A 16354-nucleotide genomic window follows, 5' to 3' on the forward strand; every position below is an offset into this window, starting at 1 on the left:
CAAAATCAGGAGGTGTCTAACAATGGCAGTACCACAACGCAGAACGTCCAAGACTCGCCGTGACAAGCGTCGTACTCACTTTAAACTGGTTGTTCCAGGTATGGTGAAATGCGAACAATGCGGAGAGCTGAAGCTTGCTCACCACGTATGTAAAGTTTGCGGAACATACAAAGCAAGAGAAATCATCAAACAATAGTTTGCACATAAGAGTAGCACTTCATCTGCCGGTGGAGTGCTATTTTTATGTGAAAATAAAGCTGGGGCAGAGCTTATATGCCTTGCGCTGCGCGGGTTTTCAGGCGCTTTTCAAGCCAAAGCTTTATTTTTGCGCCGGCATGCTTTATACTACATATTAGTACCTGGTTCTAATTGATAAGGTAGAACAGAGAGATATGATTACAGCGGCCACTCTTACGGGCCGGAAAGCTGCACATCAGGCCTGTGCCGGGAGGTGAGCCGCTATCGAGCGGATGTCCAAGAAGGAACGTCAGCAGCAGCTGCTGGCTATAATAGAAGGGAACCCGTTTGTAACGGACCGGGAATTGACCCGCCAGCTGAAGGTGAGTATCCAGACGATCCGGCTGGACCGGCTGGAGCTGGGGATTCCCGAGCTGCGTGAGCGGATGAAGCAGATGGCGGAACATTCCTATGATCAGGTGCGTTCCCTGCCAGCTGATGAAGTGGTCGGTGATATTGTGGATCTGCAGCTGGACAAGAGCGGGATTTCGATCTTCGAGATCCGCGATGAGCATGTGTTCTCCCGCAACGGGATTGCCCGTGGGCACTACGTCTTCGGCCAGGCGAATTCGCTGGCAGTAGCCATAATTAATGATGAGATTGCCTTAACGGCTTCGGCCGACATCCGGTTTGTGCGCATGGTCCGGCTGGGTGAGAAATGCATTGCCAAGGCGCAGGTGCGCTCACTTGCGGGCCGGAACGGCAAAGCTGAAGTGGATGTATTTACATATGTCGGAGAAGAGCTGGTATTTCAAGGCCATTTTATAGTGTATCGTTCAGCAACTGAAGAGTACAGCGAAGGGGGAAACCGGAGTGCGGATCGCCATTGATGCCATGGGCGGGGATAATGCTCCTGAATGTAACGTGGAAGGCGCGCTGGCAGCGGCTGCGGAGTGGAAGGACATAGAGATCATACTGGTCGGTGATGAAGCGCGGCTTGAGCCGCTGCTGAAGACTAAGCCTTCTAACGTTACCGTACGTCATGCGGGGGATGTGATCGGTTCGGATGAAGAGCCGGTGAAGGCGGTCCGCCGCAAAAAGGACTCATCCATGGTCGTAGCCGGACGGATGGTCCGCGAGGGTGAGGCCGATGCCATGATCTCCTCTGGGAATACCGGAGCCTTGATGACTACAGGACTTCTGGTAGTCGGAAGAATGGAAGGGATCGAACGGCCTGCGCTGGCTCCGATGATTCCTACGCTGGATGATGTCGGTGTGCTGGCCCTGGATCTTGGCGCCAATATGGATGCCAAGCCGCAGCATCTGGCACAGTATGCCCAGATCGGCAGTATATACCGCAACAAAGTGCACGGCATTGCGAAGCCCCGGGTAGGCCTGCTGAACGTCGGGACGGAGCCGGGCAAAGGCAATGAATTGACCAAGGAAGCCTATCCGCTCCTGGAGGCGCTGCAGGGCATTCATTTTGTCGGCAATGTAGAAGCGCGGGATGTGCTCACCGGAAGCTGCGATGTGCTGGTCTGTGACGGCTTCGCCGGTAATATACTTCTGAAGACGCTGGAAGGAACAGCCGGCGCAATGTTCTCTCTGCTGAAGGAGCAGTTCAGCAAATCGCTTAAGACGAAGCTGGGGGCGGCGATCCTGATGCCGGAGCTTAGAAGCCTGAAGGGCAAGATGGATTATAAGGAACATGGCGGAGCGCCGCTGCTTGGTCTTAGCGGCCTGGTAGTCAAGGGGCATGGTTCGTCCGACGGCAATGCGGTGAAGAATGCGGTAAGACAGGCACGGATTGCCCTGAAGGCGGATCTGGTGCCTAGTATATCGAAGGAAATTAGCGGGAAGTGAGTGAAGACATGAGACAATTACGTCCGGTAGGAATTATTGGGACTGGGAAATATGTGCCTGAGAGAATATTAACCAACAGCGATCTGGAGAAGATCGTCGAAACGAATGATGAATGGATTGTCAGCCGCACAGGAATCAGGGAACGGCATATTGCGGCCCCGGAGCAGGCTACCTCTGATCTGGCCTATGAAGCGGCCCTGAAGGCACTGGAATCCGCAGGCATGAAGGCCGAGGAGCTCGATCTGATTATTGTCGCTACAGTTACACCTGACAGTGCTTTCCCATCCACTGCCTGCATTCTTCAGGACAAGCTGGGGGCTAAGAACGCAGCCGCCTTTGACCTGTCGGCAGCCTGCTCCGGATTCGTCTACAGTCTGGCTACAGCCACGGGCTTTATCCAGAATGGAATGTATAACAATGCGCTGGTGATCGGTGCAGATACGTTGTCGCGCATTACAGATTATACAGACCGCAATACCTGCGTGCTGTTCGGTGACGGTGCCGGTGCGGTAATCGTCGGCGAGGTTCCGGAAGGACGCGGCTTCCAGTCCTTCGATCTTGGAGCGGAAGGCTCTGGCGGCAGCCTGCTTAATCTGGAAGCGGGCGGCTCACGTCTCCCGGCTTCCCAGCAGACCGTAGAAGACAAGAAGCACTTCATCTATATGAATGGCCGCGAGGTCTTCAAGTTCGCAGTACGCGTCATGGGATCGGCTACGGAGCGTGTGCTTACCAAGGCGGGATTGTCTAAGGAGAATATTGACTTGTTCGTGCCGCATCAGGCCAACATCCGGATTATTCAATCCGCTATGCAGCGCTTGGATCTGCCGCCGGAGAAGGTTGTAGTCAACGTTGATAAATACGCGAATACCTCCGCTGCCTCCATTCCGCTGGCGCTTGTAGAAGCAGCCGAGGAAGGCCGGATGAAGGCAGGCGATGCAGTGCTTATGGTCGGCTTCGGCGGCGGACTTACCTGGGGCGCTTCTGTGCTGATCTGGTAAGAATCGGGGCATTACTAGTGAATAATCGGAATTAATAATAGCAACGATGCAGCTCTTCTCAGGCGTTATGTGCCCGGCGGAGCTGCAGCTAACGGGAAGGAGCTTTAACCCTCATGAGCAAAATCGCATTTGTCTTTCCCGGTCAGGGTGCACAGGCAATCGGTATGGGTAAGGATGTATATGAAGCATTGCCTCAGAGCCGTGCAATCTTTGAAAAGGGTGACGAGGTGCTTGGGTTTCCGCTGAGCGGGCTTGTATTTGAAGGGCCGGACAGCGAGCTTAAGCAGACGGTGAACACGCAGCCGGCACTGGTTACAGCCAGTGTGGCTTATCTGGAAGCGCTAAGCGGCCTCCAGGTTACGCCGGATTATGTGGCAGGCCACAGTCTTGGCGAATATAGCGCTCTTGTGGCAGCCGGTGTGCTGTCCTATGAAGATGCTGTAAGGCTGGTCCGCCTGCGCGGACAATTCATGGAAGAAGCAGTTCCCGGAGGACAGGGGGCTATGGCAGCGGTGCTTGGAGCAGACCGTGAGGCGCTTACGGAATTATGCCGCAGTATTACAGCAGCGGGTACTCCCGTTGAACTGGCGAATGTCAATTGTCCGGGACAGATTGTGGTGTCCGGTTCCGTAGCCGGTGTAGATGAGGTGGTCAAGCGTGTGAAGGAAGCCGGGGGCAAACGGGCGATTCCGTTGGAGGTTAGCGGCCCGTTCCACTCCTCATTAATGAAGGGTGCGGCTGAGCGGCTGGCTGCTGAGCTCGAGAAGGTAACCTTCAATGCTCCTGCTATGCCGGTAGTGGTCAATGTCACCGCTGCTCCGGTGACAGACCCTGAAGAAATCCGCAAGCTGCTGGTAGAACAGGTATATTCTCCGGTACTCTGGCAGGATAGCGTGGAATGGCTCATTGGCGCAGGTGTAGATACTTTTGTAGAGATTGGCTCCGGCAGTGTGCTGGCCGGCCTGATCCGCAAGATTGACAGGAAGGTCAAGGTTGTGAATATCAACAGTCTGGAGAGCGTGCAGGCTGGCTGGTAAGCAGCTTGGCCTAACCGCAGCCGCATGATTATCGAAGGGGGACAACATAGCATGTTTGCAGCACTAAAAGGTCAGACCGCCCTTGTAACCGGAGGGTCCCGGGGGATCGGCCGCAGCATTGCCTTGGCACTCGCTGCTCATGGCGTGAAGGTCGCGGTGAACTATTCCGGCAGCCTTCAGGCGGCTGAAGAGACCGTGGCCCGGATTCACGAGCTGGGCTCGGAAGGAATCGCTCTGCAGGGGAATGTCGGCCGCAGCAGTGATGCTGAGAACCTGGTCAAAGAGGTTATCCAGACCTGGGGGAAAATCGATATCCTGGTGAACAATGCGGGCATTACCCGGGACAATCTGATCATGCGTATGAAAGAGGAAGAATTCGATCAGGTCATTGAGACGAATCTGAAGGGCGTCTTCAACTGCCTGAAGGCAGTAACCCGCCCGATGATGAAGCAGCGTTATGGCCGGATCATCAATATTTCCTCGGTTGTGGGCGTGACGGGGAATCCCGGACAGGTGAACTATACCGCTGCCAAGGCAGGGGTAATCGGCATGACGAAGTCTGCGGCCCGCGAGCTGTCTTCACGTGGAATCACAGTGAACTGCATCGCACCAGGCTTCATTGATACCGACATGACCCGCGAGTTGTCCGATGAGGTTCGCAGCGAGCTGATCAAGGGGATTCCTTTGGGAGAGCTTGGGCGGGCGGAGGACATTGCGAATGCGGCGGTATTCCTGGCTTCGGAAGGGGCAGCTTACATGACAGGCCAGACGCTTCATGTGGATGGCGGAATGTACATGTAAGGCTTCGCAGGGCGTTAGATCGTTACGGGTGAAGATGGACAGAGGCGGCCAGGGCAGCGTTTTTTATGCTCTATGGTATTTTGACTTCATATCTCGTATAATACCAAAAGAGGAGGTGAACCGGATGTCCGATGTATTGGAGCGTGTAACACGCATTGTCATCGACCGCTTAGGTGCCGATGAAGCAGAGGTAACATTAGAAGCGTCTTTCAAAGATGATTTAGGTGCTGATTCTCTTGATGTTGTAGAATTGGTAATGGAATTGGAAGATGAATTCGACATGGAAATCTCTGATGAAGATGCAGAGAGAATTACGACCGTGGGTGAAGTTGTGAAGTACATACAATCTCATACCTAGAGTCATATGATTGAGGGTCCCGTTCCTGCCAGGGCGGGACTTCTCCTCATTTTACAGTGATAATAACAGAACCGCAGATTAACTAATCCTGCGGCGACTGCAGTTTATATAGACATCTGGTATGTTTGCGTTTACACATTGTAGAGGTACACAGCCTATAGACGGGGTGATTATGTTTGAATCATAGAGTAGTTGTAACTGGTATGGGTGTAATGACTTCGCTGGGTAAGGATCTTGAGACGTTCTGGGATAGCCTCATGAGCGGCAAGTCCGGAGTATCCCTGGTTGAAGCTTTTGATGTCAGTGAATATCCAACAAGAATTGCTTCCTCGGTCAAGGATTTCGATGCGGAAGCACGCTTCGGCCGCAAGGAAGCCCGCAAGATGGACCGGTTCGTACAATTCGCAGTTGCTGCCGGTGAAGATGCGCTGAAGGACAGCGGACTTACGATTGGTGAAGATATCGATGCAGAGCGGATCGGGGTATCTGTCGGCTCTGGAATCGGCGGCCTCGGCACATGGGAAGATAACCACAACCTGCTGCTCGAAAAAGGCCCGAAGCGGGTCAGCCCGTTCTTCATTCCGATGATGATTGCCAACATGGGCTCCGGCCAGCTGTCGATCAATCTCGGGGCCAAGGGACCGAATACAACGACAGTGACCGCTTGTGCAACAGGCAGCCACTCCATCGGGGAATCCTTCCGTCTGATCCAGCGCGGTGATGCGGATGCGATGATCTGCGGAGGTGCGGAAGCCACCATTCGTCCTACAGGAATGGCAGGCTTTTGTGCAATGAGAGCCATGTCTACCCGCAATGACGAGCCGGAGAAGGCCAGCCGCCCGTTTGATGTGGACCGTGATGGCTTTGTTATGGGCGAGGGTGCGGGAATCCTGATTCTCGAATCCCTGGAACACGCCGAGAAGCGCGGAGCCAAGATCTATGCCGAAGTCATCGGATACGGTCTCAGCGCCGATGCCCACCACATGACGGAGCCTGATCCTGACGGTGCAGCGCGCTGCATGAAGATGGCGATCCGTGATGCCGGTATTCATCCTGAGGATATCGACTACATCAATGCGCATGGTACATCTACACCGGTAGGCGATAAATCCGAGACAGCCGCTGTGAAGAAGGCGCTTGGAGAGCATGCGTACAAGGTTGCGATCAGCTCAACCAAATCGATGACAGGCCACTTGCTTGGCGCTGCCGGCGGGGTGGAAGCGATTATCTGCGGGTTGTCCCTGCAGAAGGGTATGATTGCCCCTACCATCAATTTGGACAACCCTGACCCGGATTGCGATTTGGACTATGTTCCGAATGTGCCACGTCAGGCGGAGCTGAATATCGCGATGTCGAATTCCTTCGGATTCGGGGGACATAACGCGACCGTTATTCTCAAAAAATATAATAAGTAAGGGGAGACAGTGCAGTGAAAGGAGACCTGAAGCAGTTACAAAGTCAACTTCAAATCCAATTTCACGATCCTGTACTTCTGAAGCAGGCTTTCACCCATGCATCGTATGTGAACGAACACCGGTTCAATCAGCATCAGGACAACGAGCGCCTGGAGTTCCTGGGTGATGCGGTGCTTGAGCTGACGGTGTCCGAATATCTGTATAATCTGCTCCCGGACAGACCCGAGGGAGAATTGACCAAGCTGCGTGCTGCGATTGTCTGTGAGCCGTCACTGGTCCGGTTCGCCGAGACCTTGGGCTTCGGGCGGTATGTACTGCTGGGAAAAGGGGAAGAGCTTACGGGCGGACGTACCCGCCCGGCTCTGCTGGCTGATGTGTTCGAAGCCTTCGTGGGAGCGCTCTATCTCGATCAGGGACTGGAGACAGCCCGGAGATTCCTGGATAATCACGTATTTCCGCTGGTGGAAACCGACGGTAAGCTGCAAATGCAGATGAGCGACTTCAAGACAGAGCTTCAGGAACTGATACAGCATCATGGGATGGGTACGCTGGAATATCGGATTATTGAAGAACGCGGACCGGCGCATGAGCGTGAGTTCGTCTCAGAAGTATATATGGCCAGCCGTTCACTCGGCAGCGGCAGCGGCCGCTCCAAGAAGGAAGCGGAGCAGCAGGCAGCGGCAGCGGCGTTATTGCTTCTGAAGGAAGATGGTGCCTGAATGCACATATGAACATCTGAAATGCGGAGTAGAGCAGCAATGGTCTGAATGCCGGCGGTTCGGCGGAAGTCAGACTTTTGCTGCTCTTTTTCGAAAGATCAGAAATGATATGTTTTGGGGTAAATATCGAAGCAGGTGCACCACTTTATGGGGTTGTTTTGGCAAGGAAACACTATGGTATAATGGGTCAGAGGTGAGTAGCGAGTTATGTTTCTGAAACGGATTGAATTAGCAGGCTTCAAATCATTTGCCGACAAAACAGAGATGGAATTTGTGCGCGGAATAACGGCTGTAGTCGGCCCGAACGGCAGCGGAAAAAGTAACATATCCGACGGCATCCGCTGGGTGCTTGGGGAGCAGAGTGCCAAATCCCTGCGCGGCGGCAAGATGGAGGATATTATATTTGCCGGAAGTGATGCCCGCAAGGCGGTCAACTATGGTGAGGTCTCGCTGACGCTGGATAATGAGGATCATGTGCTGCCGCTGGATTTCAGCGAGGTGACCGTGACCCGGCGTGTCCACCGCAGCGGCGACAGTGAATATCTGATCAATAAGCAGGCCTGCAGGCTGAAGGATATTACGGAGCTGTTCATGGATACCGGTATCGGCCGTGAAGCTTATTCGATTATCGGACAAGGCCGGATTGAAGAGATTCTCAGTACCCGTTCGGAAGACCGGAGGGGGATCTTTGAAGAGGCTTCAGGTATTGTTAAATATAAGTCACGCAAAAAGGATGCCGGCCGCAAGCTCGATGAGACCGAGCAGAATTTGCTGCGGATTCATGACCTGATCAGCGAGCTGGAGGATCAGGTGGGACCGCTGAAGGACCAGTCCGAGAAGGCGATAAGATACAAGGAGCTGCGGGAGCAGCTAAAGCATCTGGAGATTTCGGTATATGTGCATCAGATCGAAGGCATACATACATCCTGGCAGGAGGGCAACGCCCGCCTGGAGGTGCTTAAGACGGAGCAGCTGGAGCTGTCCACTATAGTCTCTGCCCATGATGCCAAGCTGGAGAGCGGCCGGGCGGAGCTGCGTAATCTGGAGCAGGAAGTGGAGAAGCTGCAGGAACAGCTGCTGCGCAGCAGCGAAGCCAACGAGAAGAGCGAAGGCTACGGAGAGCTGCTGAAGGAGCGCCGCAGGAATCTGGAGCAGAACCGGGAACAGCTCATGCAGACTCTGGGTTCTGTAGGCGAACGCTCTGAGGGGCGGCAGCGTGAGCTGGCGGAGCTTGAGCATAAGCTGAAGCAGACCAGGCAGACGCTTGCGGAGCTGCGGGCACAGCTGGCGGATGAGGAATCGAAGCTGCAGGGTGTGGCCGGAGGCATCAGCCAGAGCAAGGAAGAGAAGCTGAAGAGCGCTCTGCTTGAGCTGATGAACCTGATGGCCCAGGCGCGCAACGAGATCCGCTATGCGGATCAGCAGAAGGAGAGCCTGGAGCGGCGGATGAGCCGCAGCCAGGAAGAGAGCGGCAAGTGGACAGCGCGGCTGGAGGAGCTGGTCTCTGCACAGAGCGGGCTGAAGGATAAGATTGCTGCGCTAGGCAAGGAAATCGGGCTGCTGCGCGGTGCGTACATTACGGAGAGCGAACAGACCGGCAAACGGCAGAAGCTGCTCGAAGAGACGCAGAGCGGCCTGCGAAAATGGGAGCAGAAGCGCGAAGCCCAGGTGTCCCGGCATGAGACGATGAAGGAAATGCAGGATGATTTTGACGGCTTCATGCTTGGGGTCAAAGAGGTGCTGAAGGGCGCGCGCAAAGGACAGCTAAGCGGTGTACACGGGGCAGTTGCCGAATTGATCTCCGTTCCCGAGAAGCTGGAAATGGCGATTGAGACCGCCATGGGCGCTTCCTTGCAGCATGTGGTTATGGAGAATGAAGCGGTGTCCCGGCAGGCGATTGCTTTCCTGAAGCAGCGTCAGCTCGGACGGGCGACCTTCCTCCCGCTTGATGTGATCCGGCCCCGGCAGATTACCGGCAGTGACCGTAGCATGGTTCAAGGTGCTGAAGGGTTTGTCGGTATCGCCTCGGAGCTGGTCGGCTATGAAGACAAGTATGGAAGCATTATCGGAAGCCTGCTCGGCAATGTCGTAATCGCTGAGAGTCTGGAGCAGGCGAACCGCATTGCGGCCAAGTGCCAATACCGCTACAGAGTGGTTACGCTGGAAGGCGATGTGGTGAATGCAGGCGGCTCAATGACGGGCGGCAGCCAGCATAAGAAGAACAACAGCCTGCTTAGCCGCAAGCGTCAGCTTGACCAGCTCTCCGGCGAGATTGAAGAGAGTGAGCAGCAGATTGCCAAGCTGAAGCAGGGGATCAGCCGCTTGCGCGCTGAACAGGACAAAGGCTCCCAGAAGCTGGAGCAGCTGCGGCATGACGGTGATGAGAAGCGGCTGGAGGAACAGCTCGTATCCGGCGATCTGAAGCAGCTGGAGCAGGAGCTGCGGCATGTGCAGGAGCAGGTCGAGGGCGCGGGCGCGGAGCGCAGCGGCTTCGAGCAGGAGGTACGCGGGCTGGATGAGGCCCGCAAGCAGGCGGAAGCAGAGCTGTCCCGGCTGGAGAAGGAAGAGCAGGAGGCGCACGCAGCAATCCGCAGTGCCGAGTCGGACCGCAAGGCGAATGAATCGGCCAAGGAAGAGCTGCAGGGCAAGCTGACCGGGATGAAGGTCACGGAGGGCAAGCTGGATCAGGAGATCTTCTCGCTGGAGGAGCAGCGGCGCCGGATGAGGCAGGACGCCGGCTCCCAGGAGAAGGAGCTGCGCCAGAGCCGCAGCCTGCTTATGACCATCGAGCAGGATCTGGAAGAGAATGCACGGGAGACCGTGAAGCAGAAGGAAGAGGTCAACAGTCTGAGGCTGAGCAAGGAAGATACGTCTGCGAGGCTTGACCTGGCCCGTGCCGACCGCGCGGCGATCTCGCGCAAGCTGGAGCTGGCCGAAGGCGAGACCAAAGATCAGCGTCAGGCGCTCCGGGCGGTCGAAGACAAGCTCCGTTCCACGGAGGTTGCCGTTGGCCGGCTGGATGTAGAACTGGACAATATCCTCCGCAAGCTGAGCGATGACTACGAGCTGAGCTATGAGCTGGCGAAGCAGCGTTATCCGGTGCCGGAGGATGTGCCTGCGGCACAGCTGGAGGTGCAGCGTCTGAAGCGCAGCATCTCCGGTCTGGGCGAGGTCAACCTTGGCGCGATAGAAGAGTATCAGCGGGTGCATGAGCGGTATACTTTTCTCAGCGGGCAAAAGGATGATCTGGTGGAAGCCAAAACAACGCTGTATCATGTCATCCATGAGATGGAAGAGGAGATGTCGAAGCGCTTCAAGCAGACCTTCGATGCCATCCGCCGCGAGTTCGGCACGGTGTTCACGAAGCTGTTCGGCGGCGGGCGGGCAGATCTGCAGCTGCTGGACCCTGAGCATATGCTCGATACAGGGATTGATATCGTTGCCCAGCCGCCGGGCAAGAAGCTGCAGAATCTCCAGCTTCTCTCCGGCGGAGAACGCGCCTTAACCGCGATGGCTCTGCTGTTCGCCATTCTGCAAGTCAAGCCGGTGCCGTTCTGCGTGCTGGATGAAGTGGAAGCGGCGCTGGATGAAGCCAATGTGGTGCGCTTCGCCCAGTACCTGCGCGAGTTCTCGGAGCAGACGCAGTTCATCGTAGTGACCCACCGCAAGGGAACGATGGAGGAAGCAGACGTACTCTACGGCGTGACGATGGAGGAAGGCGGCGTGTCCAAGCTCGTATCCGTGCGGCTGGAGGATGAAGAGGCAGAGATAGCTTAATTAGACGCAGGATTCATGAAGTGATCCCTATAACCCTTTAGGAGGAAGCATAAGCCTATGAGTTTTTTCAAAAAACTGAAAGACAGCATCTCCGGTAAAACGGAAAGCGTAACGAAACAGTTCCGCGACGGTCTGGAGAAAACACGCAAGGGCTTCGTTGAGAAGGTCTCGGATCTGATTATCCGCCGCAAAAAGATAGATGAAGAATTCTATGAGGAGCTGGAAGAGATTCTGATCGGCGCCGATGTCGGCGTGAATACGGTCATGAATCTGGTAGAGGAGCTGCGTGCCGAAGTGAAGCAGAAGCGGATCGAGGACGCGGCAGAGCTTCAGCCGATTCTCTCCCGCAAGCTGATGGAGCTGCTGCGCGGAGATGATGACAACAGTCTGAACGAGAATCCGGATGGCATTACCGTGATCCTGTTCGTCGGCGTGAACGGAGTCGGGAAGACGACGACCATCGGCAAGCTGGCGCACCGCTACAAGCAGGAAGGCAAGAAGGTTCTGCTGGCGGCAGGCGACACCTTCCGTGCCGGAGCCATTGAGCAGCTTGAGGTGTGGGGCAAGCGTGCCGGAGTGGATGTGATCAAGCAGCAGTCGGGCTCGGACCCGGCAGCGGTGATGTTCGATGCGGTTCAGGCTGCCAAGCAGCGCAGTGTGGATGTGCTGATCTGCGATACAGCAGGCCGGCTGCAGAACAAGAGCAATCTGATGGAAGAGCTGAACAAGATCTTCCGTGTCATTCAGCGCGAGATTCCAAGCGCCCCGCATGAGGTGCTTATGGTGCTGGATGCCACCACCGGGCAGAATGCGCTCACCCAGGCCAAGCTGTTCGGCGAGAAGAGCGGCGTGACCGGCCTGGTACTGACGAAGCTGGACGGTACGGCGAAGGGCGGAATCGTGGTCGCGATCCGCCAGGAAATGAACCTGCCGGTGAAGCTGGTCGGTCTGGGCGAGAAAATGGAAGATCTCCAGCCGTTCGATTCCGACCAGTTCGTGCATGCCCTGTTCGCAGGCATGATCTCGGAAGAAGCGGACTCGGAAGAATAACCACAACAATAGATAGCTGCGAAGCAACCTCCCTTTGGAATGAAATATTCCCGGGGAGGTTTTTTGTTGAACGGATTGGACTCGCTGAGAGGGGAGGGGAAGAGGAAAAAGTTGGACTTTCTCCACTTGCTGATGAAAGAAAGGTCTCTGTTAGGGCAGGAGTTGGAAAAACAACAATTATTTGAGCGCATTTCAGCCAATGTGGCTGATACTAACACTAGCAGTTGTAGTTTTTCCGCTTGCTTTCCCCTATCCCTCAGAAATCGAAGAATTAAGATACGTTTGTCCACCTGTTGTTGCGGGGCTGCCGCTTCTTGGCTTCCCGCGCAGAATCCCCCGCCACGGACATATCCTCCTCTACCGAAAGGAGCCTCCACCAGTACATAACCATCCTTCGGCTTACTCCCCTTTTGGCGTTTCAAAGAATACGCTGAAATTATATTAAAAATACATCATATGAAAAATTCATAATAGTACTGCTTGTCAGCATCCCCGCATACAATTGGATGTGGAATCATCATGCAGCGCCCCCAAAAGCAAGTATAAGAGAAAGGAAGCGATTCCAAAGCGGCAGGATGGTTCAGAAACTCCATTTTGCTGTTATATATATTGACATGGATAATATTATTTACGTATTATGAAGGTAGTAAATCATATTTTCGTGGTGAATTTTTAAAATTTGAACTTATTTGTTAAGAAACATAACACATTATACTGATCCGAGAGGAGTCGGGCTCATGTCCAAACTAGATCCTTTGCCCGGTCTGTCTCCGTATCCGCTGCAGCATTTCTATGATGAGATGTATGCGGATGAACGGAACGTCCGGCCTCATTACAAGCATGTGAACCGCATGTTTTCCGGGATGAGCCCCGAAGAGCTGCAAGAGAAGCAGAAGCTGATGCAGCGTCGGATGATGGAAGAAGGTATTACCTTTACACTGTACAACCCGGCACAGGATCAGCCTATGGAGCGGACGATTCCCTTCGATATGATTCCGCGCATTATCCCCAAGGGAGAATGGGAACGGCTGGAGGCGGGGATTGTGCAGCGGATTACCGCACTTAATCTGTTCATTCATGATATTTACCATGAGCAATATATTGTGAAGGACGGAATTGTGCCGCGGCGGATGATTATTTCGAACTGTTATTTCCGGCCGGAAATGACCGGACTCCGTGTACCCGGCGGTGCGTATATCACCACTTCAGGGATCGATCTGATCCGCCATCATGACGGCGAGTATTATGTGCTTGAGGATAATCTGCGTACACCCTCTGGCTTCTCGTATCTGTTCAAAGGCAGATCGCTCATGAATCAGCTTTTTCCTGAGTTGTCGTTTGCCAGCTCGATCCGCGATGTGGATCACAGTCTGAATCGTTTCCTCTCCGTGCTGCGCAGCCTGTCCCCGTCCCGGACCAAAGACCCGGTCATTGCCTTGCTGACACCGGGGGAATACAATTCGGCTTATTATGAGCATGCCTTTCTGGCGCAGCAGATGGGCATTCATCTGGTTGAGGGCCGCGACCTGGTTGCGCAGGACCACAAAATCTACCTGAAGGTGATGAACGGTCTGCGCAAGGTCGATGTGCTGTACCGCCGCCTGGATGATGATTTCATTGATCCGCTTGCTTTTCAGCCCAGCTCGCTGCTGGGGGTTGCAGGTCTGATGAATGCCTACCGGGCGGGGAATATCGCGATTGCCAATGCGCCCGGAACCGGGGTAGCCGATGACAAGGCCATGTATGTGTATGTGCCGGATATGATCCGCTATTACCTTAATGAAGAGCCGATTCTGGGCAATGTGCCGACCTATCTGCTGTCACGGCCGCAAGAGCGCCAGTATGTGCTGGACCATCTATCTGAAATGGTGGTGAAGGAGACGTCTCTCTCCGGGGGCTACGGCATGCTGATCGGGAGTGAGGCGACGAAGGAGGAGCTCATAGACTTCCGGCTCAAAATACTGGCCGAACCCGAGCGTTATATCGCCCAGCCGATTATGTCGCTGTCCCGTGCACCGGTCTTGTCAGAAGGCAGTATGGCTCCGCGGCATATCGATCTGAGGGCATTTGTGCTGATGGGGGCTGACCGCAAGCCGCATGTCATTCCAGGGGGCTTGACCCGGGTAGCGATGCGCGAAGGCTCGCTGGTCGTGAACTCCTCCCAAGGCGGCGGAGTGAAGGATACCTGGGTAATGGCCTAGAGACTATCTACGTTAAAGGGGTGGCTAGAATGCTGAATCGCAATGCGGAGGCTCTATTCTGGATCGGCCGTTATATTGAACGGGCTGAGAATCACGCCCGGCTGATCGACGTACATTACCATATCCAGCAGGAAGAGGATTTCAAGGAAGAGGGCCACAAGTGGTCGCGCCTGATTGACGCGCTTGGGGTACGGAGTGAATATCTGCGGCAGTTCGAAAGCTTCAGCGAGCAGGATGTATTATCCTTCATTACGCTGGATCTGGGGAATACCAATTCTCTATTCTCCTGTGTGCATCAGGCCAGGAATAATCTGCGCACCCTGCGACAGCATCTGCCGAGTGAGCTGTGGGATATTGTCAACGGCTTCAACCTGTGGCTCGGGGAGCAGTCGGTAGCGGATATCATGCGCGGTCCCCATCAATTCTATCAGCAGGTTAAGGAACGGGCGGCGATGTTCCTTGGCGCGGAGCAATCGGTAATGCTCCGGGGCAATGAATGGCATTTCATCGAGAGCGGCCGGTTTCTGGAGCGGGCAGAGAATACGACGCGTATCCTGCAGACTGTCACGGTATCCTGCAAGTCGAAGGATATCAATTCTATCTATACCCAGCTTCAGGCCGTGCTGAAATCGGTGAGCGGATATCAGTCCTTCCGCCGGTATTATGCTGATGATATGTCGCCGGAGTGCATCCTGGAATTCCTGATCGTGAACCCGCTGTTCCCCCGTTCGATCCGCTTCTCGTTCCACAAGCTGGAGGAGCATCTGGCCAAGCTGGAGCTGGACACTACAGAGAAGGGCTCGGGGCATGAGAAGGTGATCCGGCAGGCGGGCAAGATCAAGGCGGAGCTGGATTATATGGAGAAGGATGAGATGTCCGGGGACCTGGCCCTGGATGTGCTGGAGTCACTGATGATATCCTGTCAGAGGCTCGGCAGAACGATGGACGGTGCTTTTTTTCGCCGTGAAGGAGTCTCGGTATGAAAATACAAATCAACCACACAACCACCTACAGCTACCCCGAGCCGGTGACGGACAGTGTCAATGAGATCCGGCTGACGCCGCGCACGAACTACCGGCAATCCTGCTATCACCATGAGGTGGAGGTGCACCCGCCAGCCAATCTGCTAACCTATGAGGATTTCTTCGGCAACCGGGTCCATGCCTATTCGGTGAATAAGCCGCACACGGAAATGGTGATTCACACCAAAGCGACCGTGGTCACGCTCGACAAGGCGCAGGGCACGGATCTCCCGCATATTCCGCTGGAGGAGCAGGTGAAGCTGCTGAATGACGAGAAGTTTCAGAACCGGTATATAGAGTTTATTCTGCCTACCCGGTACACCGAGGTGACGCCGGAGCTGGTGGAATTTGCATCGCAGCATCCTTTTGAGGATGCAGAGGATATGTTTGAATGGACCCGGAAGCTGTCGTCCACCATCTATGAGCAGTTTACGTACGATCCTGAGGCGACAAGCGTCAATACTACGGTAAAAAGAGCACTGATGCTCAAGCGCGGAGTCTGCCAGGACTATGCGCATCTGATGATTGCGGTCTGCCGCAGTGTCGGCTTGCCATCGCGGTATGTGAGCGGGTACCATTTTGTCGGGGATCTGCAGGGGGGCAATGCGAACTTCGAACAGGCCTCCCATGCCTGGGTGGAGACACATATTCCGGGTACGGGCTGGCTGGGCTTCGATCCGACCAATAATGTTGAAGTGAACTGGCGGTATATCAAGCTTGGACATGGACGGGATTATAAGGATATCGTTCCGGTCAAAGGCGTATACCGCGGAGCAGCGGGCACGCTTACGGTTAAGGTGGATGTACGGCAGCTGGAAAATTGAATGAGCAAGTGGAAACGGCATTGCCGTCCTTTTAGAGGACGGTACCGTTTCAGCGAGAAAGATAAGGATCATTATAGCGCGAAGCATATTAATTCTTATCTTTTTAGTGCAG

Annotated in this window: 14 protein-coding genes; all 14 read left to right on the forward strand. The window is 54.7% G+C overall.

Annotation, left to right across the window (positions count from 1 at the left end; genetic code table 11):
* Positions 1-22: 22 nt before the first annotated feature.
* The 14 genes from rpmF (at position 23) to NST26_RS14440 (ending at position 16242) form a co-directional block, all read left to right on the forward strand.
* The gene (gene rpmF / locus NST26_RS14375; RefSeq protein ID WP_019911234.1) at positions 23-196 is read left to right on the forward strand and encodes a 50S ribosomal protein L32; all 174 of its coding nucleotides are present in this window, start codon (positions 23-25) and stop codon (positions 194-196) included.
* 274 nt (positions 197-470) lie between these two features.
* Complete coding sequence (fapR, locus tag NST26_RS14380; RefSeq protein ID WP_036728893.1) at positions 471-1067, forward strand: transcription factor FapR; 597 nt, start codon at positions 471-473, stop codon at positions 1065-1067.
* Positions 1051-2040, forward strand: a complete 990-nt coding sequence (gene plsX / locus NST26_RS14385) for a phosphate acyltransferase PlsX (RefSeq protein WP_340953269.1) — start codon at positions 1051-1053, stop codon at positions 2038-2040. The genes fapR and plsX overlap by 17 nt, the downstream gene beginning before the upstream one ends.
* 8 nt (positions 2041-2048) lie before the next feature.
* On the forward strand, positions 2049-3038 hold the full coding sequence (locus tag NST26_RS14390) for a beta-ketoacyl-ACP synthase III (protein WP_155991613.1): 990 nt from the start codon (positions 2049-2051) through the stop codon (positions 3036-3038).
* 113 nt (positions 3039-3151) lie between these two features.
* Positions 3152-4075: an ACP S-malonyltransferase gene (fabD, locus tag NST26_RS14395; RefSeq protein ID WP_036728885.1), complete on the forward strand. Its 924-nt coding sequence runs from the start codon at positions 3152-3154 to the stop codon at positions 4073-4075.
* A gap of 51 nt (positions 4076-4126) precedes the next feature.
* Positions 4127-4876 (forward strand): 3-oxoacyl-[acyl-carrier-protein] reductase, encoded by a 750-nt coding sequence (gene fabG, locus NST26_RS14400; RefSeq protein WP_036728883.1) that lies wholly within the window; start codon positions 4127-4129, stop codon positions 4874-4876.
* A 124-nt stretch (positions 4877-5000) separates the two neighbouring features.
* Positions 5001-5234, forward strand: a complete 234-nt coding sequence (acpP, locus tag NST26_RS14405) for an acyl carrier protein (protein WP_036694165.1) — start codon at positions 5001-5003, stop codon at positions 5232-5234.
* Between the two features lie 176 nt (positions 5235-5410).
* The gene (fabF, locus tag NST26_RS14410) at positions 5411-6649 is read left to right on the forward strand and encodes a beta-ketoacyl-ACP synthase II (RefSeq protein WP_076077808.1); all 1239 of its coding nucleotides are present in this window, start codon (positions 5411-5413) and stop codon (positions 6647-6649) included.
* Positions 6650-6663: 14 nt separating this feature from the next.
* Positions 6664-7368 carry a ribonuclease III gene (gene rnc / locus NST26_RS14415; protein ID WP_036728876.1) on the forward strand — a complete coding sequence of 235 codons (705 nt, stop codon included), beginning with the start codon at positions 6664-6666 and terminating at the stop codon, positions 7366-7368.
* A gap of 207 nt (positions 7369-7575) precedes the next feature.
* Positions 7576-11145 (forward strand): chromosome segregation protein SMC, encoded by a 3570-nt coding sequence (smc, locus tag NST26_RS14420; RefSeq protein ID WP_340979290.1) that lies wholly within the window; start codon positions 7576-7578, stop codon positions 11143-11145.
* A 57-nt stretch (positions 11146-11202) separates the two neighbouring features.
* Complete coding sequence (gene ftsY / locus NST26_RS14425) at positions 11203-12195, forward strand: signal recognition particle-docking protein FtsY (RefSeq protein WP_036728871.1); 993 nt, start codon at positions 11203-11205, stop codon at positions 12193-12195.
* Positions 12196-12932: 737 nt separating this feature from the next.
* Positions 12933-14396, forward strand: coding sequence for a circularly permuted type 2 ATP-grasp protein (locus tag NST26_RS14430; RefSeq protein ID WP_340953267.1), 1464 nt, complete (start codon positions 12933-12935; stop codon positions 14394-14396).
* Positions 14397-14425: 29 nt separating this feature from the next.
* Positions 14426-15379 carry an alpha-E domain-containing protein gene (locus NST26_RS14435; protein WP_036728865.1) on the forward strand — a complete coding sequence of 318 codons (954 nt, stop codon included), beginning with the start codon at positions 14426-14428 and terminating at the stop codon, positions 15377-15379.
* The gene (locus NST26_RS14440) at positions 15376-16242 is read left to right on the forward strand and encodes a transglutaminase family protein (protein WP_340953266.1); all 867 of its coding nucleotides are present in this window, start codon (positions 15376-15378) and stop codon (positions 16240-16242) included. Before NST26_RS14435 ends, NST26_RS14440 begins: the two co-directional genes overlap by 4 nt.
* The last annotated feature ends 112 nt before the right edge of the window (positions 16243-16354 follow it).

Origin of the sequence: Paenibacillus sp. FSL R7-0128 (assembly GCF_038002245.1) — a bacterium.
GTDB lineage: Bacteria > Bacillota > Bacilli > Paenibacillales > Paenibacillaceae > Paenibacillus_AQ > Paenibacillus_AQ silagei.